The organism is Fusibacter sp., from assembly GCF_057447755.1.
In genome coordinates, this window is sequence record NZ_JBVBZF010000017.1 from 1 (window position 1) to 24,865 (window position 24,865).

Below are 24,865 nucleotides of genomic sequence, written 5' to 3' on the forward strand. Positions count from 1 at the left end.
AAAATCCCTTTTTCCTTTGCGCAGAATACCACGAATGTCTTTATCACCCGTATTTTAGGTACGGACGTGATGCATACAACGATCGAAATGGCTTTTGATGACGGCCATAAGGTTTATATCACACTATTCTTGACTTCCACACTGGATGAAGATTATTTGATGAGCCTTAATTCGGCACTTTTTGTCTCGTCTATCATCGGCATATTATTACTTTCGATCTTTGGACGATATTTTACAAGGCGTGCATTGAGACCGCTTGTAAATTTATCCTACACCGCTCAAAACATTAACAATGAAAATCTAGATTATCGCATTCCTTCCATAGGCACGAATGACGAAGTGGATACCTTGATTAAAAGTTTAAACTTCATGCTGCAAAATCTCGAAAAGTCCTTTGATTATCAAAAGCGATTCGTATCTGATGCTTCACATGAACTCAGAATACCACTTACCATCATATTGGGTTATATCGATTTGCTCAAAACAATGGGATATGATGAAAAAGACCTTCTTGACGAGTCCATAGATGCCATTGAATCTGAAGCCAAAAATATGAAAAATCTCGTTGAAAAGCTTTTAATGCTGGCTCGAGTTGAAAACCGATCCTATGAAGTCAATTTTGATCGTGTTTCAGTAGACGAACTCACTGAAAAACTCATTCATGAATGTCGATTAATTTATGAAGATTTTTCGTTTGAATCCGATTTGGATTTCCACGGCGATGTCTTGGTCGATAAGGAACTCATCGTTCAAATCTTCAGGGCATTGATTGAAAACGCTGTTAAATACACTGAACCTCCAGGAATCATCACCATTGGTTCTAGAGAACTTCGCAAGTACTATGAGATTTCCATCACGGACAACGGGCGCGGCATCCCAGCTGAAAATATTCCGAATCTTACAAATCGCTTTTATCGCGTAGATGAGGATCGAAACCGAAAAACTGGTGGCGTAGGACTCGGACTTGCAATTGTCGAAAGCCTAATGAAGGTTCAAGGTGGTCGAATTCAAATTGAGAGTCAAGAAAGTGTCGGTACCAAAATTGCACTACTGTTTCCAAAAGACAGCTTTATGAAATAGGTTAAACTATTTCGGTTCACGAATTATTTACAAGTGTTAATGATTTTCTAACATCTCATTAATTTTATTCTAACCATCAAGGGGTATTATATAGTTGTAAACAAAAACAACTAGACCCCTTTGGAGGTGGATTATGAAAAGTTTATTTGGAAAGCATATCAGAATTAATCCCTCTGTAAAAAATATAGATGTGGATAAAGCGATTATGGAGAGCAAGTACCTTCAGTTTGTAAAGACGATTTATTAGTAGAGATTTGTATGGAATGATTAAAGTCCTATCATTAGTACTTGACCAGATCTATCGAGAATACTTACAGAATGAAAGCTACAGACCAACCTTCTATTTTAAGAAGCTGTTCTGTAGCTTTTTTTATTTCAAATATATTAAGGGATCAGCTCATCCTTGTATAGCTTATGAGAGTATGGATTAATGCCTCTATAGATTTATACCTCTATAGATTTATGTCTCAATGGATTTATGTCTCAATGGATTTATGTCTCAATGGATTTATGCTTATATCGATGTTCCCAAAGTGTGACCCCCAAGGTAAAAACGCCACAAAATATTAAGCCAAAATAATAACTGATCATACGCCAAAGTAGCATGGCAATGCCTACAAAATGTGTGGTGAATACTGAACCTAAAACCATTGAAAAGCCAACTTCTGAAGCCCCAACGGTCCCAGGAATTGGGATAAAACTGACACACATATATAGAATAGCCTGAAGTGTGATCACCTTAAGAGGACTAATACCAGATAAATTTAATGCCAGATAGATGACATAAGTAATTCCGAAAAATAAGGTGACCTGTACAAAACTCAACACAAAGAGTTGTAAGGTTTTCTTTGGATCCGATTTGAGTTTTTCAATACCCTGCTGGTAGTCTTCCACAAAATCCAATAGTTTTCCTTGTGCTTTTTCAAGATTTTTTATGAGTCTAAAACGAGACAAACCTCGATTCATTTTTTGACCTATAATCTTTATCCAATTCGGCTTAAAAGCCAGAAAAATAATCAAGGTTAATCCTATCGTATTAATGAATAGTCCTAGACCCAGAAAACCGGTTATTAAACTCATTTCATTAAATATATATTTAAAATTCAGGATTGAAAGAAGAAGTGCGTATAGGGTCACCGTTACCTGAAAGACCAAGAATTTTCCCACTAAAATAGCAGTCCCGTTGCTGGCGGTTACCTTATGTTTTCTTAAAAGCATCAGTTGTATAGGTTGACCACCACTGGCAAAAGGTGTGATATTACTATAATATTGTCCTACCAAAGTGGTTTTTATGGCAATCCACGGAATATGTTTACGGTCGATCCGGTCATCTACATGGTCTAAGAGCATCCCAATCATTAAGGATTCCAATCCCCAAAATGCAAACATTAGTCCCACAGCATAAAATATATAAGTCAATTTTACTGTATGTGCAATTTCGACCATCTGATCTAAGTTAATCTGTCTATTCAATATGATAAAAGTGATACCAATCAGTATAAACATGATTGTGAAGTTTATCCACTTTTGTTGTTTTGTCATACTTACACCCTCTTATCTTACGGCTCTCAGAATGGCTTCATCCTTAAATTCCTTTTTGAGTTCATACATATTTGACTTGAGCTTAAAGAGCTTGACGTCATCATGAACTATACTGGCAATTTCATCTGCAAACAATGCTTTCTGATCAAGAACAATACCAATTTCACGATTTTTAATAAACTCTATGTTGGCATACTCCTGGCCCACTGCAGTCTGCTGAATGAGAAGTGGTATTTCCTTGTTAATCGCTTCAAACAGTGTCACACCACCTGGTTTTGTATAAATCAAATCTGACGTTTCCATGAGTTCAGCGATGTTTGAAACATACCCTAGTATTTGAATATTTTTATATTTTCTTTTACTAAGGGCATTTGCGAGTTCAAAGTCTGTACCAGTGACTATTATAAACCTTGTATTTTCGATCGCTTCAAGTTGTTCTAAAAAACCATCATCAAATTTAATTTTTCCCATAGCACTTGCCATGATGAGGACTTGCTTCATTTGATTTGTGGAGGCGATGTTCTTCTCGACCTTGAAATCTGCACCAACTGGAATGCCTGTTACGAAAATTGAAGCTTGATTTACCCCCTTAAGTCTTAACAAATCCTTCACTTCTATAGAGGGTACAAAATATTGGTCGGTTTCATCATGAACCCATTCCCAACTATCGACAACGTCTGTGATTACCGTCATAAGTGGAATGTTTTTATTGTATTTAGTCTTATATCTCGACATGAAGCCAGAAGTCACTGGGAAAGTACTGATGACAATTGAAGGCTCTTCTGCATCCATGTATTCCCTAAACCTTCTGTTATAACGCGTATACAGGAGTTCATCAATAATGTTCTTACGACTGTCCCTCTTGTAATTGTAAAATACGTTGTATAAGGTCTCAAATTCCCTTGTCAAATAGTTATATAATGCCTGCGCTGTTTTCTTATATGAAGGTTTAATAATATCAAACAAGTCCACAATATCAATTGTATAATCAAAATATACACGTTCTATTTCTGCCTTAAGCGCTTTAGAAACCGAGTGATGCCCCATACCAAATGTTGCTGTAAGAATCACGATCTTTTTCTCTTTCATTTTTTGCCTCCTAATAAGCTGATCCTATTTGTGAGCCCGTTTTGCTAGATTTACGATTAAAACAGCTCATGATGCCTCAAGATAATCTTCGCTAAACTTGCTTAAGGTGAAAACACCTTTTACACCTATGGATTCAATTTTCTATATAAAAATGAGGTTATGCTTTATCATAACCTCATCATATAGGATGAATATTAGAAGAACGTCAACTCTCCATTAGAATTTAATTAAAATTTTTAGTTTGATAATTTCTAAAAGCTAAAACGGATAAAGCCGCTCCAAAAAGGATTAATAGAAAGGGTTTGTAATTCATGGTGTAATAAGTAGTGATATCTGTTTCAATATAACCAAAGGGCGTAAAATAGGTCAAGAACTTGGTAACTTCGCTTACCCCTCCAATAGAATTTAAGAAATAAAAAATCAAGATCATGATCATAGCCTTTTGAGAACTCGTCTGTGGGTCCTTAGAAAACGCAGCAATCGTAAAGCCCAGCACACCATTTGCAAATATAATAAGGAGCATATTAATGAGCAACTTTACAAAGACAAAGAAATCAAACCTTGAAATGAGCCTTGTTTTTGTCATTTGGTAATCAAGTATGGCATTGACTTCATCGATTGTCTTGTGGTTGATCCAATAATTGATAAAGAATGCAGGATCATAAGCAAACAGGGTTTCCAAAGGTGCGTCACTCTCTAGGAAAACAGCCTTCATCGCCTTGTATTGACTTAACTCATCAGATAAATTTTTTATAAATTCTGCCTCAGATATGCCTTCAATGTGAAGTAATGTCATATACTCACCAGGTTCCAACATCATTTTATTAAACAAGGCCTCTGGATCATCCATATGGGGTTCAAGAACATTGAGTATATGCTGTGCATCAATGCCTTGATTTTCAATTTCAGCCTTATTTTCTTTATATTGCTTTGTTAACATGCCTGTGGTGAAGGCCTTAAAATCTTCTTCAGTAAATTTGACAAATGGCTTTAATGCCTCAGAACTTGAGACAATTTTTTCATTGATTGAAGGCGTATAGAGTGTCATATTGAGTTCGTAGGGCGCATAGTTCATTTCCAAAAGGATTGATACATAGCCAAGCAACCCTACTATCGTCATAAATAGAAGACTCAAAATAAAGAGCGATAAGAGCTTTGTTATGAAGATATGGCTTCTCTGTATAGGCTTAGAAAGCAAAAATTCTATCGTTCCCATTTTTTCTTCCTTTGCCAAGAGCTCTGAACCGAAATATCCAAAAAAAACAGACCCCATCAACACAATCCACATGGTACTGTATGTGGCAAAAAAACCATTTAAAGTTCTCATGGCAAAAACATCTACATTAAAAGCGGACATAATCCCCTGCATCACACCAGTGGATAAAAAGCCGCTTAGGACAGCCATGTTCTCTGCTATTGATTTGTAAAAGAACATGCTGAACATTACCATAAAACCGGAGACCAGCGACAAAATCATTATGGTCTTTTGACTTTTTTTAAGCTCGAATGCCAATAAAGTTTTCATGATATGCCTCCAATCAATAATAATACTTAAAAATTTCTTCCAAACTTGGTGATTCAATATTGATATCAATCACCTTAAATTCAGAAAGTATTGCAAGTGCTTTTGATAAATCCTTAGAAAGCCTAAAATAAAGCGTTATGGTTTGGTTCAGCGTTTCCCTTTGCTCAACCTCATAAAATTCAGATAGTCGGTCAATGGCATCTTCAGCCTCATCAATAGGTAGTCTACAGGTCACATTTTTAAGTGAAAAAGCCTTGAGACTTTCAATGGTCGTTGTCTTTATAATATTACCGTCTTTGATAAAAGAGACTTTCGTACAATGTCTTTCAACCTCATCGAGATTATGGGAAGAAAAGAAAATGGTTGCCCCCCTTTGATTTCTTGCCTTAAGGTCCTCAAAGATACGGTCTTTGATTAAGGGATCAAGTCCATTGGTAGGTTCATCAAGCAATATCACCTTAGGGTCATGGAGAACACTCAAGATATACCCGACTTTTTTCTGGTTCCCAAATGACAGGGTCTTGAATTTTTTGTTGACGTCCACATTGAGATACTGGGTCAAACGCCACATTTCTGCTTCAAGCATTTCCTTTCTCTCTTTGGGCGTTAAAGACTTAGCATCTGGGAATAAAGCAGGGTTTTTTTCAACCTTTAAATTGGCATAATACTGGATGTTCATATCCAATATAGCCTTTACAGTGACATCCGCATAAAGATTGATTTCAGATGGCAAATACCCTATGTAAGGCTTAATTTGCATTTCAAAATTAGTAACATCTAAATCAAATATCTCAGCTCGACCACTTGTTGGAAACAACAGGGTCATTAAGACTTTTAGGGTAGTGGATTTTCCTGCACCATTTGGGCCAATAAAGCCATAAAATTCACCCGTCTTAACATCAAGAGATACAGATTCAACCCCCATTTGATTGTCATAATACTTTTTCAAAGCTTTGATTGAGATCGTCATAGCATTCACCTCATCTATAGGATCTGGTTTAAGATTGCTTCAATATAATGCTCAACAAAAGCATTATAAGGTGATAACAACTGATTATCAAAGAATTTCATGAAAAATACACCTCTCAAAAGGTCAATTGCAATGGACATCTCCACTTTAAGTGGTGCATCCTTGACCAGTTGCTTTAAAAAACTCACATCTGCAGATTCTAAACTTGCAATTTGCTCTGGTGCTAATAAATCAAAGATCTTATCCATAACACTCTTATCTGAGAGTGCATTATAAATTTGATTGTCATTGATTTGTTTAAGGCCTATCAATATGCTCTCTTTGATTCGTGCCTTCGGTGATTCCAACGCTTCAACAGTATGATTTATCTCAAGTTGAAGTTGCTCTTCAAACCGCATCATCACTTCGATAAAGACATGCTCCTTTGAGGGATAAAATAGATATAGAGTTCCCTTACCTATACCCACTGCCTTAGCAATCGCCTCTACCTTAACGTCTTTGTAGGGATACGTCTTGAATAAAATCGTAGCTGAATCTATAATCTGATTTTTTATTTCTTTTTTTTCATCATCAGTAAAGGGTCTACCCATTTAATTCCTCCTGTGACTCGTTTTGTTTTTTCGGTCACAGAAGTGCTAAAAAAAATCTGTGACTGGATTTATTTTTCTAGTCACAGATTATCACATCCTATTTTTTTTGTCAAATGGATTTTAACTTATTAATGATTAACACTTAATCAACTCTTAAGCAATATGATATAGGTCAACATCAATATTTTTTATCAGACCAGACGCTTGTCCAACATGAAAAACGACAAGCTCATGAAGGGCTCTTGTGATTGCCACATATAAGAGTTTGATGTCCAGTGGATCATGATCATAATGGTAGGGCTTTAAGTCCACTATTATGACCGCATCAAATTCAAGCCCCTTTGAAAGCTGTGGTGTCATGATGGTGATGCCACTTCGATAATGTTCCTCTTGCCCTGTAAACATCTGAACTTCTTCTTCAAATTGGGGCAGCATTTTCTCATAGACTAGCTTACAGGTAGCTTCTACCTTGCAAATAATTGCCACTGACTTGAAGTTTTGGCGCTTCAAAGACCTTACCTTTTCAAAAATGCCAGACAACATGGTATCCTGGTCTTCACATGCGATAACACTTGGCTTGTTCCCTCTTCTAAGCGCTGGTTTTCCAAGCACGATATTGTCATCTTCAAGGGATGAAATGACTGCATTACCAAAATCAATAATTTCCTTAGTTGATCTATAGCATATACTGATGGTCTTGTAGGTCGTATTGGCTTTAAAAACCTGAAGTGATAAGTCATCCCAATTTGATATGCCCCTGTAGGCATTGATGCCCTGAGCGATATCGCCCACGATTGTGAAGGACTTGTTGGCACTGGTCATGGTCAGTACATGCATTTGAAATGGGTTATAGTCCTGGGCCTCATCCACAACAATATGTGTATACTTCTTCAATAAGGGTGATCCTTCAATCACAAATTTCATATAAATCAAGGCCGGAATATCTTCATATTCAATCTTGCCTTTTACACGATTATGTGTATAGTCACATATGATCTGAATTTCTTCTTCACTAAGCGCTGTCTTGGAATGCTTTTTCATGAGACTAGCATCACTCAACAATTTAAGCAGCAGTTTTTCGATATCAAAATTCACCCATTTTGTCAGGTATTCTTTTGGAATTGACAATATACTTTCATTTAGTATATTCGTGTATTCAATCCTCTTATCTGCTAAAATACTGATTTTTTTATTCCGTTCATTTTCAGTCAGACCAGTATCTTGCTTTATTTTGACCAATTTTTCTTTATACTGTTTGTTTATTCGTGCTTCGATTTTTACGACCCTGTCCTCGATGGTATCCTTAATATATTGCATGACCTTCTCTTTTCGCTTAGCCAAGGGCAAGTAAGTGAACTGGCCATTAAAAAGTTTTTCAAGCTCATCATATGAATAAAGTGTTTGATTCATGAGGATAACATCTTCTTTAGGTAGGGCTTCAAGCAACATCTGACCTATATAATCATCTATAATCCTCTTAAAGCTCAATGAACCTTTAAAAGCTGAGACAAATTCCAAGGCTTTTCTGACTTCATCTTCCTTATTAAGTAGAATCAACTTTTTAAGCTTGTTGACTTCAGAGTTTGAATTTAATCGCTTTCCAAAGCTTTGTTCATACAACATTTCAAAGGTGACCTGCTCAATGTCGTGAACACCCAAATCAGGAAGTACATCACTAATATAGTCTAAAAAAAGTTTATTGGGCACGATCATCAGAATTTTTTCTGCCTTAAAAATATCCTGATAAGTATACATGAGGTAGGCAATTCGATGAAGGACAATAGTTGTCTTCCCACTCCCAGCTACCCCTTGTATAATCAAGACACCATCTTTAGAAGCACGGATAATTTGGTTTTGTTCATCCTGTATGGTAGTGACGATGTCACCAAGACGATTGTCTTTTTTCTCCCAAAGTGCTTTCTGGAGAAACTCATCCATGGGGGTAAGCCCTTTGTCAAAGATGTTCACTAGCACACCATCAACGATCTCGTATTGTCTCTTCAAATACAAATCACCGATGATCAAGCCTTCAGGTGAATTGTACATAACCTCTCCAATATCACCACTGTAATAGAGTCCTGCAAGTGGTGCACGCCAGTCAAGGACCAAGAGCTTTTTGGTCTTAGCATCATCAACACTTGTTTTCCCGATGAAATAGGACTCCGTTTGCTTACCAATTTCACAGAAATCCACTCTGCCAAAGTAAGGCTTGTTGATTAAGGTCTCTAGAATTTCCAATCTGCTTTGATCAATTTTCATAAGTTGGTTAAAGACAGTTGGGTCTGTTATGACTTCCTTCGATAACTTCTTGTAATTTCGAGACTTGGCAATTAATTCTGCTTTCTCATCCGTGATGGTCTTCTGAATCATTGCCAGTTTCTCTTGTTCGTGTACATAATCTGGGTGTTCCTTTGCATTCATGATAATGCCTCCTTCTTATGCCAAATGGTTATGGCGATATAAAGTTGTCAATTTTCCGTCCTAAAAACTAGGAACTTTATCATACTCTTTCAAGCATCAAGATTCAACACTTTCATATAAATGTAATATTAAATTTAAAAAACGCCACAAAAAGAAAAACCATATAAGCCATCAGGATGACTTTTATGGTTTTCAATATGAAAGTACTTACTTAATAAGATCTACACGACTACTTTTTATAAGATTCAGCAAGTTTTGTGAAGGCTGGTAAAGAGCGTTCAATCATCTGCATATCCACACAATAAGAAATTCTAAAATAACCTGGATATCCAAAGCCACTTCCCGGCACCAATAAGAGGTTGTACTTCTTAGCTTCCATGACAAACTCAACGTCATCTTCTATCATTGCCTTAGGGAACAAATAGAAAGCACCATCAGGTTTTACCATTTCAAAGCCGATACTCTTAAGGTGATTGTAAAGCACATCTCTACGCTTTTCATACTCTTTGATATCCACAGAATCATCTAATGAATCTGCGATGACCTTTTGCCATAAGGCAGGCGCATTAACAAAGCCTAAAGTTCTGTTGGCAAATGAGAAGCCACTCATGAGCATTTTAGCATCTTCAATCTTACTATTCATTGCAATATAACCAATACGTTCACCTGCAAGTCCGAGTGATTTTGAATAAGAGTTTACAATTAAAGAGTTCTTAAAGATATTGTGCACATTTGGCGCTTTTACATTGTCGTAAATCAAAGCCTTGTATGGCTCATCCGAAATCACAAAGATCTCGTGGCCAATTTCTTTTTCTTTACGCTCAACGATTTCAGCCAGATCCTTGAGCATAGACTCTGAATAAATAACACCAGAAGGATTATTTGGTGAATTGATGATTACAGCTCTTGTTTTCTCTGTAATGCTCGCTTCCAACAATTTTAAATCTGGTTCAAATGTATTTGGGTCAGCAGAAACAACCACAGGTACACCATTGTGATTCTTTATATAGAAAATATATTCCGCAAAGTAAGGTGCAATGATGATCACTTCTTGACCTGGGTCTAAAATGGTTCTCATGATAACATTCATACCACCTGCTGCTCCAACTGTCATCATCACATGTTCATGTGAGATAGGCTTTATGATATCTTTGTTGACATCATCTGCAACTTTCTGACGTACATCTTGAAAACCTGCATTGTCCATATATTTATGAGTACCTAGTTCATCTGAGTTGACGATTTCTCTCAATTTAGCGACTACCTTTTTAGGAGGTTCAAAATAAGGGTTTCCGATACTAAAATCATAAACATTTTCATCACCATGAATTTTTTTTAGTTCAGCACCTTCCACGAACATTCTTCTAATCCACGAGGATTTCTTTAAATTTTCTTGCACTTCTTTTGAAATCATTGTTGCCTCCTTATATTAAAAATATTTTGACGCAAAATCCGCAGTCATTTCTCATTATTCTCTCTATTAGATTATATCAGAATCAATCCGTTTTGCAATTTTTTTGTAAAGATTAAAATAATTTTGTAACGGTTATAAAAAATAAAGCCTTTGTTACAGAATTAAATACTCTGTCAAAGGCCTATCGTGCATATAAAAATTATAGATTAATTACAATTGTGCAATTCTCTTGTTATCGAGCACCCAATGATCAACAATCTCCGATCTTCCCTGATCGAAAATACCGATTTTTGCATAGTCTGTATAAAGGCTGATGACTTGTCCACCATTAGTCTGAAGGCGTGTTAGATTGACACGTTCATAAATCGACATACGATCATTTTCCAAAGACTTAACACCATCAGTCGATAAAGTCACAAGGTCACCTTTCTTAATATTATTCATCACAATCCCTCCTTCAGTCGCTCGTTTCTTACGAAAATAAAGTTTATTTAGAAAAAACTTTATTTTATTAATCTGACATTTTTATCATTATATCAGACTTTCAGAAAAAGGGAAGCGTTTTTTTATAATTTGTTTATAAAATATGCATATTTATTTAATTGTATTATTAATTAATGCAATTTCACTTGGATGCTTTACGATATAGTCTGGGTTAAGCTGCTTTAACTTCTCAATATTGAGGATGGTCCAAGAGACAAGACAGGTTGCTACACCTGCATTTTTGCCCGCTTCAATGTCATGACCACTGTCTCCTACCATCAAGGTATCTTTTTCACTGACACCATAGTAATCACAAATTTTATGGATACCCTCGGGGTTTGGTTTGGCTTTTTCCACATCCTGAGCACTGAGATAGTATTCGAAATAAGAGGCCAAATGATATTGCTCAAGGCCCTTCTCCAAACCATTTCGACCCTTATTGGTTAAAATAGCACATTTTACGCCATCAGTCTTAAGGGTTTCAAGTAAGTCGTGGACGCCATCAAAAATCTCAGTTCTCGTGGTTTGGTTGTCCCTGTAATAGTTTCTGTAGAAAGCCGTCATCTCGTCACAGTACGTCTCTGACAAATCATACATTTGTTGTGCTAAAGGTTTTCCTAGAATTTTCTCGTACTCAGAATCACTAATCTCGCAATTTCTAAATTTCTTAGAGGCCTCATTAAGACTTTCCTTAATAATGTCATTTGTATCCATCAGGGTACCATCAAAATCGAAAATAATCAGTTTATATAACATTTCTTCTCCTTTAAAAACAGTTTCATTCACCTTTTTTTAAAGTCTATTCTAACCCATTTCTTTCAAATACACAATTGAAAATAGACATTTGAAATCCTACATTCCTGAAATTAACATGAGTCAATACCTGTCATCAGGGTATATATTATTTAGGCTGACGACGACGTCAGTTTTGTCAATTTAGATTAGGTTATTTACTGGAGGTTGATTATATGAAGATAAAAACGCGTATTGTAATGATAACCTGTGTTATCATTTTTGTAGCACTTGGCTCTCAAGCTGCTTTCAACGCCTTTTCAACAAACGCCAGCATTCAAAATATCGTTGAACTTGAGCTTAAAGATCAAATTGAAAACTTAAAAAGTGAACTGGTTTCTGCCGATGAGGTCGTGAACATTACCAAAAGTGCATTAAATGAAAAAAACATTGCCATTACGCGTGCTGTGGCTCAGCTTATTTCAGATGACCCAACATGGCTTGAGACAAATCGAATGATTGAGCTTGCTAATTTGCTCGAAATCTCAGAAATCCACGTTATAGATAAAGATGGCGTTCTGCAACATGGTAATATTGAAGGTTTTTATGGCTTTGATTTCAATACGTCAGATCAAACGCTTCCCTTTATTGCACTTATTAATCAAAAAAATGGTGCCCTCGCACAAGAGCCTTCACCAAGAGGAACGGATAATGTGCTCTTTCAATACATCGGCGTTTCAAGAATTGATGCTCCTGGTATCGTTCAAATCGGTATTGAACCAAAAGCCGTTCAAGAACTGCTCAGTAATCTAGACATCCAAAAAAGAATTGAAACCCTTGTCATAGGCGGTTATGGATTTGCGACAATCGTAGATGAACAGGGCATGATCCTCGCTAATAATGACCCAGCACTTTTAGGGACAGAGGCAAGTAGCCTTCCTTGGCTTTCAGACTTTTTGGCTTCCAGTGCCTCAATTGAATCCAAAACAATCAATGACAAATCCTTTTATATTTACAAAGAAAAAGATAATGGCTATTCACTTGTCGTTACTTTTCCTAAGGATATAACAGATGCAATTTTTAGACGTAATATGATCAATAACGTAGCGATTGTACTCTTATCCATCATCATATTGACCATTATCATTCAATTTGCAATAGGTTTTATGGTGACCAAGCCAATCAATAAAATTCAATATGCAATGGGTGAAGTGGGCAAGGGGAACTTTGATGTCTCTTTGGATTATACCTCTAAAGACGAGATCGGTGCACTTGCCGTTGACTTTGGTAAAATGGTTGCCAATGTGAAACATTTAATCGCTCAAACCACCTCAAGTTTAAAACAGGTTGTAAATTCTTCAGTGACCATACAACAAAACATAGAGGGTTTAAACAGTGCCAGTCATGAAGTAACCCGCGCAGTTGAAGAAATTGCACATGGCTCAACAGAAATGGCCTCAAACGTAAGCGAACGCCTAAGTGCTTCACAACAGCTTGGTACAAGTATTAATAACATCTATACAAAATTGAAAACGGCAAAATCTGTTTCAGATGAAATGGTCTCAACAAATAAAGTTGGAAAAGGGAAAATCACAGATCTTCAAAATGTCTTCCAACTCACCGTCAGCAATACTGGTGAAGTTGCCAATAATGTTGATTTGTTAAGTCAAAGCTCACAAGCAATCGAAAACATTGTCAGTGCCATTAAGGGCATTTCAGATCAAACCAACCTGCTTGCTTTAAATGCCTCCATAGAAGCAGCAAGAGCTGGTGATGCGGGAAGAGGCTTTGCTGTGGTAGCAGATGAGATCAGAAAGCTCGCTGAACAGTCTTCTCAATCAGCAGAAGAAATTAGCAGCATCATCAACAACATTATTACTGTCGTTGATCGGACAAACCTCACAGTTACAGAAACCAAGCAATCTGTCGACAGTGCTAAACAAAATCTGTCTGAAACTGTGGCTGTATTTGACGGCATCGAAAAGAGCGTCTTCCATGTGGATGAAATCATTAATGATTTTATTGATGAAACGTCTAAGATTGACGTCTTAAAATCTGAACTCATAGAATCGCTTGAATCTATGGCTGCATTGAGCGAAGAATCAGCAGCTTCAACCGAGGAAATTAACGCCTCTACTGAAGAACAGCTATCACGCGTCATGGAAATTAGCGAAGCTGTCAATGCGCTTAATTCGGATATCCAAGTCCTTTCAACCGAAATGAGCAAATTCATCATTTGAGATCAGAATTGTGATTTAAAGACTTGACGATTACCACCAAATCCTTTAAACTGAATCATGTAAACAAGAAAATTTATAACATGTACGGTGCCAAGTAATTGGAGAATAGGGAATTAGGTGAGAGTCCTAAGCGAACCCATCACTGTAAGGTGGAGCAACTTGCATTTGCCACTGAGTTTTACTCGGGAAGGCGCAAGGTGTGCTATGATACCGAGCCAGGAGACCTGCCGATCAAGCAATGCAATGAATGAAGGTAAAGTTCATTACCCTAGGGGTAATGGACTTTTTTTTATGCAAAATGCAGGAAACCCATTTCTCCCAAACATTGAAGGAGGATATTCATGTTAAATGATGTATTGTCAAAAATTACAGAGATTGATCGCGATATGATGAAAACCGTTAGAAATCGTGTGGATTATCTCAACAAACCACAAGGCTCTCTGGGGAAATTAGAGGATCTTGTTGTACAGGTATCTGGTATTACAAGTCAAGCCTATCCTATGACGGATAAAAAAGCCCTTATTGTCATGTGTGCCGACAACGGCGTTTGCGTAGAGGATGTTGCCTCTGCCCCACAAGAAGTTACCTATATTCAGACCCTCAACATCCCCCGTGGCTTAACTGGTGCAGGTGCACTGGCCAAGCAGATGGATGCAAAAATATATGCGGTTGATGTCGGTGTCATGAGAGATATTGAAGACGAATATGTGATCAATAAAAAGGTCATGTACGGCACTCACAACATGACTAAAGGTCCTGCCATGTCGCGAGATCAAGCCATTAAGGCATTGGAGGTCGGTATTGAAATCGCCATTAAAGCGGTTGAAGACGGTGCTAAGATCCTTGCTACAGGTGAAATGGGGATTGGTAATACCTCAACCACAACTGCCCTTCTCTCAGTTTTCACTGGTATTGATCCCAAAGAGATCACAGGTATTGGTGCCAACTTCCCACTTGAAAAACTCGCCCACAAGGCAGATGTAATAAAGCGATCAATCACAGTCAATCAACCCAATCCTGAGGATGTTTTAGATGTGCTCTCAAAGGTTGGAGGACTTGATATTGCCGGCATGGCTGGGACAATGATCGGTGGTGCTTATAAAAAGGTGCCAATTATCATCGATGGGTTCATCTCAACTGTTTCTGCAATTGTGGCCTGCAAGCTCAACCCACATGTCAGAGATTACCTCATTCCATCTCATTATTCACTTGAAAAAGGTGCTAAAATCGCCACCGACTACTTGAAATTGGACCCATTTTTAGATATGAACATGAGACTTGGTGAAGGTAGCGGCGCTTTGCTTGCCTTTAATATTGTCGAAGCGGCATGTTATATGAACAGAGAAATGATAACTTTTGAAGAGGCTGAATTTGACGTATTGTAAAAATATACGTAAATAAAGGATTTATCTACTATAATATAGAATAAAACAGTGAGATCTTATCTCACTGTTTTTTTATTGTATAGATCATTAGTTTTCATCCAGCTTTGAGCAAGAATCTTCAACTTGCGATAAGCGGTTAAATGAGAACGGTAACGACAAAACAAAGTTTTGGCGTTAAATGATTGTATACAACAAAATTTGAGCCAAAAGCTGTGATGAGGAGTCTTCAACCTCAAACAGCGTCAGCGAAAATTGGTTTGAGACATCGAAAATGGCTCAAATGTTGTTATAGATCATTAGTTTTCATCCAGCTTTGAGCAAGAATCTTCAACTTGCAAATAGCAATTAGATGAAAAGATAAGAAAAGCGTTTTAATGAAATGAGGTGAATCGTGAAAACTAAAATTATTGCACATCGGGGATTTCGAAGCAGGTATCCTGAAAATACCTTAACTGCCTTTCAAAAAGCACTGGAAATAGGCGCACATGGACTTGAGCTGGATGTCCATTATTCAAAAGACGGGGAAATCGTCGTCTTTCATGATTTTGAACTTGAACGCATTACTGGACAAAGTGGTCATATATTCGATTTTACATATGAAACCTTAAAAGACATGCCAATTCATCTTTTCGGGATTGTCGAAAAAATACCACGCCTTGAAGAAGTTTTAGCACTCTTCCTAGAATACGAAAAAAATCAGCCACAAGCTGAACCACGCATTCTTAATGTTGAATTTAAAGCGGGTAGTCAATTCTACAAGGATATCGAAAAAAAGACCTTAAATTTATGCTTAGAATATCTGAAGAGAGACCAACTTATTTTTTCCTCTTTCGACCATAAGGCCCTCCTTACCCTAAAAGGAATTGATCCGTCCATCAAGACAGGCGCTTTAACATGTGCAGCACTTATTGATCCGTGGCTTTATTTAGATCATATAAACGCTGATTATTACCATCCCCATTATCTGTCGCTGAATGAATCGGTTATGCGTGACCTTGCACAACACGGTGTTTCGATCAATACCTACACCCTGAATGACCCTGATATCGCAAGACAATTGATCCAAAGCAAAATCAACGCCATTATTACAGATAGTCCTGATCAGATGCTCAAATTAGTTGAAACGCCATCTAAAGATGAGGAGGCCTTATGAAACTCAATATCAAACAAACCTTTATTTTAGGTTTAGGTTTTTTTGCCGTAAGCCTAGTATGGCCACTCTATAATATCTATGTGCCGATATTTCTTAGAGATTTTATAGACAGCCAGTTCCAAATTAACGCAATAATGACCCTAGATAATATTTTGGCAGTAAGCTTAATTCCCTTCATCGCCTCCTTGAGTGATCGAACTGTAACTCGATTTGGGCGAAGAATGCCCTATCTTATCATAGGGATACCCATATCCGCTTTAGCCTTTGTACTTCTTCCCCACTATACATCTTTCTTCACTTTTATGTTGATCATTACGGTCTTGAACTTCGCCATGGCAATTTATAGAGCACCAACCGTGGCATTAATGCCAGATATTACACCTGCACCTCTTCGCAGTAAGGCAAATGGCATCATCAACTTCATGGGTGGACTTGCATCCGTCTTTGTACTTGTTGGCGGTTCGTTTTTATATCGTAGAAATCCTAATCTCCCCTTTATCATTACGGCAGTCCTCATGGTCTTGGCCCTTCTTTTGCTACTTAAGTACATCAAAGAACCAAAGATTGGTGTTACCTCAGAAGAAGAGATGCCCAATATCAGACAATCCTTGCATGAGATCTATCACGACCCAAATCATTCAACAGCATGGATCCTATTTGCCATATTCTTTTGGTTCGTTGGCTACCAAGGTGTTGAAGCTACCTTTAGCAATTACTGCGTTCAATTCTTGGGACTTAATGTGGCAGACGCCTCACTTATTTTAGGCTTTTTTGCACTGGCATTCCTGATATTTGCCATTCCTGCGGGTTTTATTGGTAGTAGGCTTGGCAAGCGAAAAACCATCTTGATAGGGCTTGCAGGTGATACCCTTATATTTATCCTACTAGCAGGTATTGGCACACTAGTGCCATATTCAACACTCATAATGATGCTTCTCATGTTTGTAGGCGGTTTCTTTTGGGCCTTAATCAATATCAACTCTTATCCATTAGTGGTTGAGCAGACCAGCGAGGACAAAATTGGCACCTACACTGGCCTATACTATTTTGCTTCATCACTTGCTGCCATTACCGGGCCTTTGTTTCTAGGTGCAGTGATTGATTTAATCAACTTTAAAGTGATGTTCATTTTCACTGCTATTGCTTATGCCATTGCTTTTTTCTTCATTTCTAAAACACATAAGCACCTATAAAATTACTTTTTATCAAGCCCTGTATGAGCCCTCACCACAGTTTATGATTGTATTTTATGAATTGTAAAAAAAAAAAAGGATTCTCCTATGACCTAGAGTCACCGAGAATCCTTTTATATTTTAAATCAAGGCCTTTAGCCTCTATGCAATAATATTGATATCAAATACATCCAAACTACTAAATATTTCAGGTTTTGAAAGAATATTGACAAATGAGAGATAGGTGTCATATGCCGTTACACATGGAATTTTCTTCTCAGTCGCAAATCTTCTAATGTTAAAGCTTTTCTTAGCAATATCACCTGAGAGATTGGTCACGACAAATTTAACATGGTCCTCATCAAAGACTTGATAGATGCCATCAAGAATCGAATCAAACTTGAGGTCAATGCCATTCTGTGCGATTAAGTCTGCCGTTTCTCTGTCTGAAATCAAATCATAGCCAATCAATTGGAACTCTTTCATAATTTCAAGCGCTTCAGCAGTTTTACTGTCGATTGCATCAATAATACAGACAACTTTTCCATGATGGTCAAACGAATTGCCTATGGCCATGAAGCCTTTTGCAAGCGCTTTATCTACAGTATTTTCAATACACATCATTTCGCCTGTGGATTTCATATTAGGGCCAAGCTCTACATCTACACCGATGAGCTTATCGTTGGAGAATACCGGAATTTTGACTGCAAACACTTCTTTTTCAGGATAGAGCCCTAGTCCGAATGCCATATCTTTAAGAGATTGTCCCAGCATGATTCGGGTAGAAAGTTCAATCATTGGTACACCCGTGATTTTACTTAAGAAGGGTACCGTTCTAGACGCTCTAAGATTGATTTCGATACAGTAGAAGTCGCCATCCTTCTCCACCAATTGGATGTTCATAAGTCCTTTTACATCAAAAGTCTTTGACAACTTTTGGGTCAAGAGGTATAAGTCCTCTTTTAGTTTATCTGATAAAGCCTTAGAAGGATATATGGAAATACTGTCGCCAGAATGTATCCCTGCACGCTCCAAATGCTCCATTATGCCTGGAATTAAAATATCTTCCCCATCACAGATTGCATCAATTTCGATTTCCATTCCCAGTATATATCGGTCAACAAGCAATTGGTCATTGCCAAGTGCAAAAAGCATTTTTGAATAAGTTCTGAGCTCTTCCGCATCATCGATGATTTTCATACCGAGACCGCCGATGACATAACTAGGTCTGATCAAGACCGGATAGCCATAACCTTCTGCGATGGACATCACTTCCTCGACATTATCAGCCGTTAAGCCCTCAGGATGTAAAATACCGACTTGATCCAATAGTGTGTAGAAATCTTCTCTGTTTTCAGAAGCTTCAATATTCTCAAAAGTCGTTCCTATAATGAGGTCCTTGAGCACTTCAGCCAGTTTAAGCCCTGTTTGACCGCCGTATTGTATGATGACCCCATCCGGTTTTTCAAAATCCACGATATTCAATACATCCTCGACGGTTATCGGTTCAAAATAAAGCTTGTCTGATACGTCAAAATCCGTACTGACTGTTTCAGGATTGTTGTTGATGATTATACCCTCGTAACCTTGTGCCTTAAGGGCTTTAATTCCGTGTACTGAGCAGTAATCAAACTCTACACCCTGTCCAATTTTAATCGGTCCAGAACCGATTACGATGACTTTCTTTTTATCTGTGCGAACGTTCTCATCGAACTGATCATATGTTGAATAATAGTAAGGCGTTAAGGCTTCAAACTCACCACTACATGTGTCTACCATCTTATAGGTTGGCAATACGCCTAGCGATTTGCGGTAGGCTCTAATGGTAAACTCATCTGGATTGCCAAGCAAGTGTTTTGACATAAAGGCATCCGACATACCAATGCGTTTCATTTCAAGCATTTCTTCTTTGCCAATGGATTCAAGTGTTGACTTCTTAACGAGATTTTCAAGGGTTACGATTTTTTTGAGCTTGTGAAGGAAGAAATAATCGATACCTGTCTGAGCATGAATGCTTGGAATACTCACTTGTCTTCTCAACAATTCACCCACATAGAAGATACGGTCACTTTTAGGTTTACTGATTTCATCAAAGAGTTCATCGAGAACCATCTTTTTAAGGGGTTCAAAGATCAAGCTGTACTGGTTGAGCTCAAGTGAACGTACCGCTTTTAAAAATGCCGCTTCAAAGTTATTGCCAATCGCCATGACTTCACCAGTGGCTTTCATTGTGGTACCAAGGCTTTTATCCCCTTCTGGGAACTTATCAAATGCCCACTTTGGAAACTTTACAACACAGTAATCCAGTGCAGGTTCATGACAGGCTTTTGTCTTTTGGGTAATATCATTGACGATTTCATCCATTTGGTATCCCAAAGCAATTTTGGTAGATACCTTAGCGATTGGATAGCCTGTTGCCTTGGATGCCAAAGCAGATGATCGACTTACCCTTGGATTAACTTCAATGACATAGAACTGAAAGCTCTTAGGGTCAAGTGCGTACTGAACATTACAGCCTCCGACGATTTCAAGCTCCGCAGCAATATCAATCGCCGCTTTTCTGAGCATTTGATACTCTTTGTCACTTAGGGTTTGAGAAGGGGCAACAACAATACTGTCACCTGTATGGACACCCAGTGGGTCAATATTTTCCATATTACAAACTGTAATACAGTTTCCTGCAGAGTCTCTCATTAACTCGTATTCGATTTCCTTCCAACCCATAAGTGATTTTTCGATCAGAACCTGATTAACAGGCGATAAGGCAAGCCCTCTTTTAACGATGGCTTCAAACTCCTCCATGGTATGACAAATACCGCCACCAGTGCCTCCAAGTGTATAGGCTGGTCTAGCAACTACCGGAAGATCCAAATGGTCTAAACAATCTAGGGCTTCTTTATAGGTTGTAATGGCATAGCTTTGAAGTACAGGGATTCCTATTTTCTCCATGGCTTTTTTAAAGCCTTCTCTATCTTCAGACTTCTTAATGCCTTCAATCGTCGTTCCTAAAACTTCAATATTATACTTTTCTAAAAGACCTAAATCGTGTAAATTTACTGCAACGTTTAATCCCGTTTGACCTCCAATACCCGGAATGATGGCATCAGGTTTTTCTTTTATGATAATTTTTTCAATAAATTCAATTTGAGCAGGCTCTAAATAAATAGCATCAGCCATTTCATGATCTGTCATGATCGTAGCTGGATTGTTGTTTACGAGAATTGTGTAGTGGCCTTCTTCCTTGAGGACTTTACAAGCTTGACTTCCCGAGTAATCAAATTCAGCACCTTGTCCGATGACAATAGGACCTGAACCAATAATTAAAACACGTCTCTTTTTATCATTCACCATCTTATGCATTTTTAGTCTCCTCCATCATCGCGATAAATTGATCAAACAAGTAAGCTGAGTCACCAGGTCCTGGTGATGCCTCTGGATGATATTGAACACTAAATATAGGTTTACTGTTATGCTTAAGACCCTCAATAGATTCATCATTTACATTGAGATGGGTCACAGTCACATCGATTGGCTCAAGCGTTTCCTTCACCACCACATACCCGTGGTTTTGAGATGTTATCATGACCTTGTTGAGATTAATATCCTTAACAGGGTGATTCGAGCCTCTATGACCGAATTTAAGTTTCTGTGTTTTAGCACCCAGTGCAAGCGCAATCAACTGATGTCCAAGACATATGCCAAACACGGGTTTTGTGTCTAGCAATTGCTTTACAACTGAGACAACACTCTTATAATCCTCTGGATCACCAGGGCCATTAGATAAGAAGATACCATCAGGTTTATATGCCATGATCTCCTCAAAGCTTGTAAATGCTGGAAATACCTTTACATTTCCCGTTCTAAGTGCTAAAGACTCAAGAATGTTACGTTTAATACCAAAATCCATAACCGCTACTTTGAAATCATTTTGATTTGAAGTGTGGTCCATATCATAACTCGTTTTAGTGGAGACTGCTTCAAGTAGTGCTTCCCCATTTATTAACTGATCCTTATCTACAAATAGGTTAGATAAGTCGCTTCCAGCCTCTTTAAAGGTTTTCTCATTGACAATAACGCCAATCATGGTCCCCTTATCTCTGATATGCTTAACAAGCGCTCTTGTATCCAATTGCTCTATTCCAATTATTTTATGTGATTCCAAATATTCAGAGAGGGTCATTTTACCTCTCCAATTTGAATAAGCTTCGACAAATTCTCTCACTATAAGGCCTTTTATTTGCGGCCCGCCTGACTGGATATCTTCTAAATTGATGCCATAGTTTCCTATGATCGGATATGTTAATATCACCATTTGACCATAATACGACGGATCCGTTATGATTTCTTCATAACCTGTCATCCCAGTATTGAAAACGACTTCGCCAATACTCTTTTCCAGAGATCCAAATAATTTTCCTTCGAGGACAAAGCCATCCTCTAGTACCAAATATCCTTTCATACACCCTCCAATAATCAATGTATCACTGTACATTATTAATTAACACAATCTTATATTTTAGTCTTGTGTCCTCTCCATTTTTTTCAAAATGGCTTAAAAAAATGCATCATATCTAAATGATGCATTCATCTTAACTATGAAACTAACGGCATGATCTTTATCGTTGAATTATGTTTTAACAGCCACTTACAAGTGTCATCCATCGCAACAATGGAACTTGCATTCTCTTTTGCTGCAATCTTAAACACCTTGCTTGTAACTAACTCTTCAAGTGTTTGAGACGGTTCAGCGGCTGAAGCCAAATCAATCATATAGACTTTTTTAGCACCTACGATCATAGCAGTATTGGACAATAGAAAAGCATCATCATTTGAAAAATTAACAGCAACGATTTCAGCATGCGCTTGCCTTTCCATCCACTCCAACATTGATGCGCTATTGGTTCCTTCGCTGTAGACAACGATAATTTTTTCTTTCATCACAATCACTCCTTTTCGTTAGAATTATTTTTAAGTAATTATACATTATATTTTATATTTATGCAACAACTTTATATAAAAACGTCCATACTTTTTTTGTATGAACGTCATCATTATTAGACATCCCTTTTTAAGGACTGCATCAGCATTGATTTAGACCTAATTAAAAAGGTTTTGGCGTCGCCACTTTCAATTAACCAAGTCTTATTGACTGCAATTTCCATGACACCATGTAGTGCTCCCCATATGATAAGTGCTTGCTGATATGGGTCAATATCCTGTCTTAAGGTCCCTTCCTGAATGCCCTTATGAATAAACTTAGGAAGTGGTATACTCTTAGCATATCCCTCAATCCTTTTTATTTTTTCAATTACCAAGGGATCATCCTGTTCGTAAACCTTACGCGTGACCATGAGATTCGCATAAAAAGCATCCTCTTCAAAAAAGGCAATATAGCAGTCCATGAGCTGATTAATCTGGTCAATTGCACTTAAAGTTTCATCAATCTTGAGGTATTTTTCCTCAAATTTCATAAAGGATTCACAGACCAAATCGAAATAGAGCTCATCTTTGCTTCTATAGTATTTGTAAACGGTTCTCTTAGTTAGATCACATTGCTTTGCCAAATAATCCATAGACGTTTGATTAAATCCATTTTCTTCAAAACAAACTTTGGCAACATTAAGTATGTGTGCTTTTCTCTTTTTTTTGTCCATCAAAATTCCCCTAATATGCTTATTATTAATACCATTATATCTTCATATCCAGCAATTGTCCCTCAAAACTTGGTTTTTGATCATCGTATTTTGGTTTTGAGGCCGTTTCAGTGTGTGTGACACCCCCTGATGTATACATTCTGCCACATTCTGGACATATGGCTTTGAAAATACGAACACTTTGAGAGACGACTTCCCTGCCCTCACTTTTTGCTTTGGCACTTTCATTGGCAACATGTTCACCTTCATGGGCCAATACAGCAGCCTCTGATGATTCTGGTGAAATATTGGTCGGTGTTTTGAAGGAAACACCTGGATCATCTGAGCCATCAACATAGGCCCTGCTCTGACAGGTTTCACAGGGTATGATGCCCATTTGTTTTAGTACCTTTTCACCGTATATTCCCTTTAGCTTATCGATTCGACTTTGAGGTTCAACAATTTTCGGCTTATTATCAAGCGGCATTTTTTGGACCACATCACCCGAAATATTTTTTTGTCCCTTTTCATCAAAAGAAGCTTTTCTTTCGTTAATCAATGTATTATAATGGTTGAGGTTGTTTATTGACGGACTCATAAAAAGTAGCACCTCCTTAAGTAAAATATATACCCTTTTTCCTTTATTCTATTCAATTTATAGTTTTTGAATATTTTGTCTTGCAATGTTTTTTAAATGTGTTATAATTAGTTCAATAAATATTTATACACTTTAATGCATAAACATGTATTCTCAATTATTAAAGTTGTCCGAGAGACAAGAATAGGAGGAAGGCAATGAAAAATTACTTATTACTCGAAGATGGTACTTACTTTGCAGCTAACGGTTGTCAATCAGAATCAAATGTATTTGGTGAATTAATCATTACCAACAATCAAATTGGTTTAAAATGCAAGACAACAGGTGCATTTTTAAAGACTGAACTGTCTAAGGCTGAAGCCCAAATTATTGAGCAAAAATTAGCTAATCACTCTGGATTTTTAGGGAAATTCGTAGTAGATGAGCTTCCAATGGATTACCATGTGTACGATTTAAAAACTGCATTTTAGAAATGTTTACCCTCACGCTGAGCGTGGGGGTTTTTTTTACGTGGTCTTATATTGATTTAAAATAGATTGATGTTTTGGATATGAGCTCAGTTTATAAAAGGTCAATCGATTAACAGTGGAGACTGGTGTATCCGCTTATAAATTTATTTTTAATGCATAATTGGCTTTGTAAATGTACAAATGAGTTTATGGATATTCAAATTCATGATAAACTAAGCATTATGTAAGAAGCTATTTACTCAGCCTCTATTAGGAATCAGGAAGGACACTATGAAATTTACAAAAGCAAATATTCTCTTTGAGAATAATCAATTTTATATTCTAATCAAGCCTCAAAATATCCCCATTCAAAATGATGGAAAATCCAC

20 protein-coding genes and 1 riboswitch are annotated in these 24,865 nt (G+C 37.4%); of the genes, 6 read left to right on the forward strand and 14 right to left on the reverse strand.

The features are described from left to right. Positions 1 to 1,080: sensor histidine kinase (locus AC220I_RS05595; protein ID WP_486722839.1), on the forward strand; the 1,080-nt coding region annotated here is incomplete at its 5' end. A 492-nt stretch (positions 1,081 to 1,572) separates the two neighbouring features. Here AC220I_RS05595 and AC220I_RS05600 read toward each other — a convergent pair. The 9 genes from AC220I_RS05600 to AC220I_RS05640 form a co-directional block, all read right to left on the reverse strand. Next, the gene (locus AC220I_RS05600) at positions 1,573 to 2,622 is read right to left on the reverse strand and encodes a lysylphosphatidylglycerol synthase transmembrane domain-containing protein (protein WP_486722840.1); all 1,050 of its coding nucleotides are present in this window, start codon (positions 2,620 to 2,622) and stop codon (positions 1,573 to 1,575) included. Between the two features lie 12 nt (positions 2,623 to 2,634). After that, positions 2,635 to 3,711, reverse strand: coding sequence for an MGDG synthase family glycosyltransferase (locus AC220I_RS05605; RefSeq protein WP_486722841.1), 1,077 nt, complete (start codon positions 3,709 to 3,711; stop codon positions 2,635 to 2,637). Between the two features lie 223 nt (positions 3,712 to 3,934). Continuing rightward, positions 3,935 to 5,236 carry an ABC transporter permease subunit gene (locus AC220I_RS05610; RefSeq protein ID WP_486722842.1) on the reverse strand — a complete coding sequence of 434 codons (1,302 nt, stop codon included), beginning with the start codon at positions 5,234 to 5,236 and terminating at the stop codon, positions 3,935 to 3,937. A gap of 13 nt (positions 5,237 to 5,249) precedes the next feature. Further along, positions 5,250 to 6,206, reverse strand: a complete 957-nt coding sequence (locus AC220I_RS05615; RefSeq protein ID WP_486722843.1) for an ABC transporter ATP-binding protein — start codon at positions 6,204 to 6,206, stop codon at positions 5,250 to 5,252. A gap of 14 nt (positions 6,207 to 6,220) precedes the next feature. After that, on the reverse strand, positions 6,221 to 6,796 hold the full coding sequence (locus tag AC220I_RS05620) for a TetR/AcrR family transcriptional regulator (RefSeq protein WP_486722844.1): 576 nt from the start codon (positions 6,794 to 6,796) through the stop codon (positions 6,221 to 6,223). Positions 6,797 to 6,949: 153 nt separating this feature from the next. Then, on the reverse strand, positions 6,950 to 9,217 hold the full coding sequence (gene helD / locus AC220I_RS05625) for an RNA polymerase recycling motor HelD (protein ID WP_486722845.1): 2,268 nt from the start codon (positions 9,215 to 9,217) through the stop codon (positions 6,950 to 6,952). Positions 9,218 to 9,446: 229 nt separating this feature from the next. Beyond that, positions 9,447 to 10,631 (reverse strand): pyridoxal phosphate-dependent aminotransferase, encoded by a 1,185-nt coding sequence (locus tag AC220I_RS05630; RefSeq protein ID WP_486722846.1) that lies wholly within the window; start codon positions 10,629 to 10,631, stop codon positions 9,447 to 9,449. Positions 10,632 to 10,841: 210 nt separating this feature from the next. Next, on the reverse strand, positions 10,842 to 11,075 hold the full coding sequence (locus AC220I_RS05635) for a hypothetical protein (RefSeq protein ID WP_486722847.1): 234 nt from the start codon (positions 11,073 to 11,075) through the stop codon (positions 10,842 to 10,844). A gap of 150 nt (positions 11,076 to 11,225) precedes the next feature. Next, complete coding sequence (locus AC220I_RS05640; protein ID WP_486722848.1) at positions 11,226 to 11,870, reverse strand: HAD family hydrolase; 645 nt, start codon at positions 11,868 to 11,870, stop codon at positions 11,226 to 11,228. A 212-nt stretch (positions 11,871 to 12,082) separates the two neighbouring features. Between AC220I_RS05640 and AC220I_RS05645 the strand changes: the two genes are divergently transcribed. From AC220I_RS05645 to AC220I_RS05660, 4 genes are all read left to right on the forward strand, one after another. Continuing rightward, complete coding sequence (locus AC220I_RS05645) at positions 12,083 to 14,086, forward strand: methyl-accepting chemotaxis protein (protein WP_486722849.1); 2,004 nt, start codon at positions 12,083 to 12,085, stop codon at positions 14,084 to 14,086. 68 nt (positions 14,087 to 14,154) lie between these two features. Continuing rightward, positions 14,155 to 14,332, forward strand: a riboswitch (cobalamin riboswitch). A gap of 95 nt (positions 14,333 to 14,427) precedes the next feature. After that, positions 14,428 to 15,471, forward strand: a complete 1,044-nt coding sequence (gene cobT / locus AC220I_RS05650) for a nicotinate-nucleotide--dimethylbenzimidazole phosphoribosyltransferase (RefSeq protein WP_486722850.1) — start codon at positions 14,428 to 14,430, stop codon at positions 15,469 to 15,471. Positions 15,472 to 15,862: 391 nt separating this feature from the next. Continuing rightward, positions 15,863 to 16,624 carry a glycerophosphodiester phosphodiesterase gene (locus tag AC220I_RS05655; RefSeq protein ID WP_486722851.1) on the forward strand — a complete coding sequence of 254 codons (762 nt, stop codon included), beginning with the start codon at positions 15,863 to 15,865 and terminating at the stop codon, positions 16,622 to 16,624. Beyond that, positions 16,621 to 17,817 carry an MFS transporter gene (locus AC220I_RS05660; RefSeq protein ID WP_486722852.1) on the forward strand — a complete coding sequence of 399 codons (1,197 nt, stop codon included), beginning with the start codon at positions 16,621 to 16,623 and terminating at the stop codon, positions 17,815 to 17,817. Before AC220I_RS05655 ends, AC220I_RS05660 begins: the two co-directional genes overlap by 4 nt. Positions 17,818 to 17,958: 141 nt before the next feature. On the opposite strand, the gene carB is transcribed toward AC220I_RS05660, so the two are convergent. From carB to AC220I_RS05685, 5 genes are all read right to left on the reverse strand, one after another. Beyond that, the gene (carB, locus tag AC220I_RS05665; RefSeq protein WP_486722853.1) at positions 17,959 to 21,156 is read right to left on the reverse strand and encodes a carbamoyl-phosphate synthase (glutamine-hydrolyzing) large subunit; all 3,198 of its coding nucleotides are present in this window, start codon (positions 21,154 to 21,156) and stop codon (positions 17,959 to 17,961) included. Further along, the gene (gene carA / locus AC220I_RS05670; protein ID WP_486722854.1) at positions 21,149 to 22,255 is read right to left on the reverse strand and encodes a glutamine-hydrolyzing carbamoyl-phosphate synthase small subunit; all 1,107 of its coding nucleotides are present in this window, start codon (positions 22,253 to 22,255) and stop codon (positions 21,149 to 21,151) included. Before carA ends, carB begins: the two co-directional genes overlap by 8 nt. Before the next feature lie 134 nt (positions 22,256 to 22,389). Further along, positions 22,390 to 22,734 (reverse strand): hypothetical protein, encoded by a 345-nt coding sequence (locus AC220I_RS05675; protein ID WP_486722855.1) that lies wholly within the window; start codon positions 22,732 to 22,734, stop codon positions 22,390 to 22,392. Positions 22,735 to 22,850: 116 nt separating this feature from the next. After that, positions 22,851 to 23,450, reverse strand: a complete 600-nt coding sequence (locus tag AC220I_RS05680) for a TetR/AcrR family transcriptional regulator (RefSeq protein ID WP_486722856.1) — start codon at positions 23,448 to 23,450, stop codon at positions 22,851 to 22,853. Between the two features lie 34 nt (positions 23,451 to 23,484). Beyond that, the gene (locus AC220I_RS05685) at positions 23,485 to 24,027 is read right to left on the reverse strand and encodes a hypothetical protein (protein WP_486722857.1); all 543 of its coding nucleotides are present in this window, start codon (positions 24,025 to 24,027) and stop codon (positions 23,485 to 23,487) included. Between the two features lie 197 nt (positions 24,028 to 24,224). Between AC220I_RS05685 and AC220I_RS05690 the strand changes: the two genes are divergently transcribed. Further along, on the forward strand, positions 24,225 to 24,497 hold the full coding sequence (locus tag AC220I_RS05690) for a hypothetical protein (protein ID WP_486722858.1): 273 nt from the start codon (positions 24,225 to 24,227) through the stop codon (positions 24,495 to 24,497). The last annotated feature ends 368 nt before the right edge of the window (positions 24,498 to 24,865 follow it).

Coding starts and splice junctions, on each gene's coding strand:
- AC220I_RS05660 (WP_486722852.1), top strand. CDS start 16,621: ATGAAACTCAATATCAAACAAACCTTTATTTTAGGTTTAGGTTTTTTT.
- AC220I_RS05675 (WP_486722855.1), bottom strand. CDS start 22,734: ATGAAAGAAAAAATTATCGTTGTCTACAGCGAAGGAACCAATAGCGCA.
- carA (WP_486722854.1), bottom strand. CDS start 22,255: ATGAAAGGATATTTGGTACTAGAGGATGGCTTTGTCCTCGAAGGAAAA.
- helD (WP_486722845.1), bottom strand. CDS start 9,217: ATGAATGCAAAGGAACACCCAGATTATGTACACGAACAAGAGAAACTG.
- AC220I_RS05600 (WP_486722840.1), bottom strand. CDS start 2,622: ATGACAAAACAACAAAAGTGGATAAACTTCACAATCATGTTTATACTG.
- AC220I_RS05635 (WP_486722847.1), bottom strand. CDS start 11,075: ATGAATAATATTAAGAAAGGTGACCTTGTGACTTTATCGACTGATGGT.
- AC220I_RS05615 (WP_486722843.1), bottom strand. CDS start 6,206: ATGACGATCTCAATCAAAGCTTTGAAAAAGTATTATGACAATCAAATG.
- AC220I_RS05630 (WP_486722846.1), bottom strand. CDS start 10,631: ATGATTTCAAAAGAAGTGCAAGAAAATTTAAAGAAATCCTCGTGGATT.
- AC220I_RS05605 (WP_486722841.1), bottom strand. CDS start 3,711: ATGAAAGAGAAAAAGATCGTGATTCTTACAGCAACATTTGGTATGGGG.
- cobT (WP_486722850.1), top strand. CDS start 14,428: ATGTTAAATGATGTATTGTCAAAAATTACAGAGATTGATCGCGATATG.
- AC220I_RS05680 (WP_486722856.1), bottom strand. CDS start 23,450: ATGGACAAAAAAAAGAGAAAAGCACACATACTTAATGTTGCCAAAGTT.
- AC220I_RS05685 (WP_486722857.1), bottom strand. CDS start 24,027: ATGAGTCCGTCAATAAACAACCTCAACCATTATAATACATTGATTAAC.
- AC220I_RS05640 (WP_486722848.1), bottom strand. CDS start 11,870: ATGTTATATAAACTGATTATTTTCGATTTTGATGGTACCCTGATGGAT.
- AC220I_RS05610 (WP_486722842.1), bottom strand. CDS start 5,236: ATGAAAACTTTATTGGCATTCGAGCTTAAAAAAAGTCAAAAGACCATA.
- AC220I_RS05620 (WP_486722844.1), bottom strand. CDS start 6,796: ATGGGTAGACCCTTTACTGATGATGAAAAAAAAGAAATAAAAAATCAG.
- AC220I_RS05690 (WP_486722858.1), top strand. CDS start 24,225: ATGAAAAATTACTTATTACTCGAAGATGGTACTTACTTTGCAGCTAAC.
- AC220I_RS05645 (WP_486722849.1), top strand. CDS start 12,083: ATGAAGATAAAAACGCGTATTGTAATGATAACCTGTGTTATCATTTTT.
- carB (WP_486722853.1), bottom strand. CDS start 21,156: ATGCATAAGATGGTGAATGATAAAAAGAGACGTGTTTTAATTATTGGT.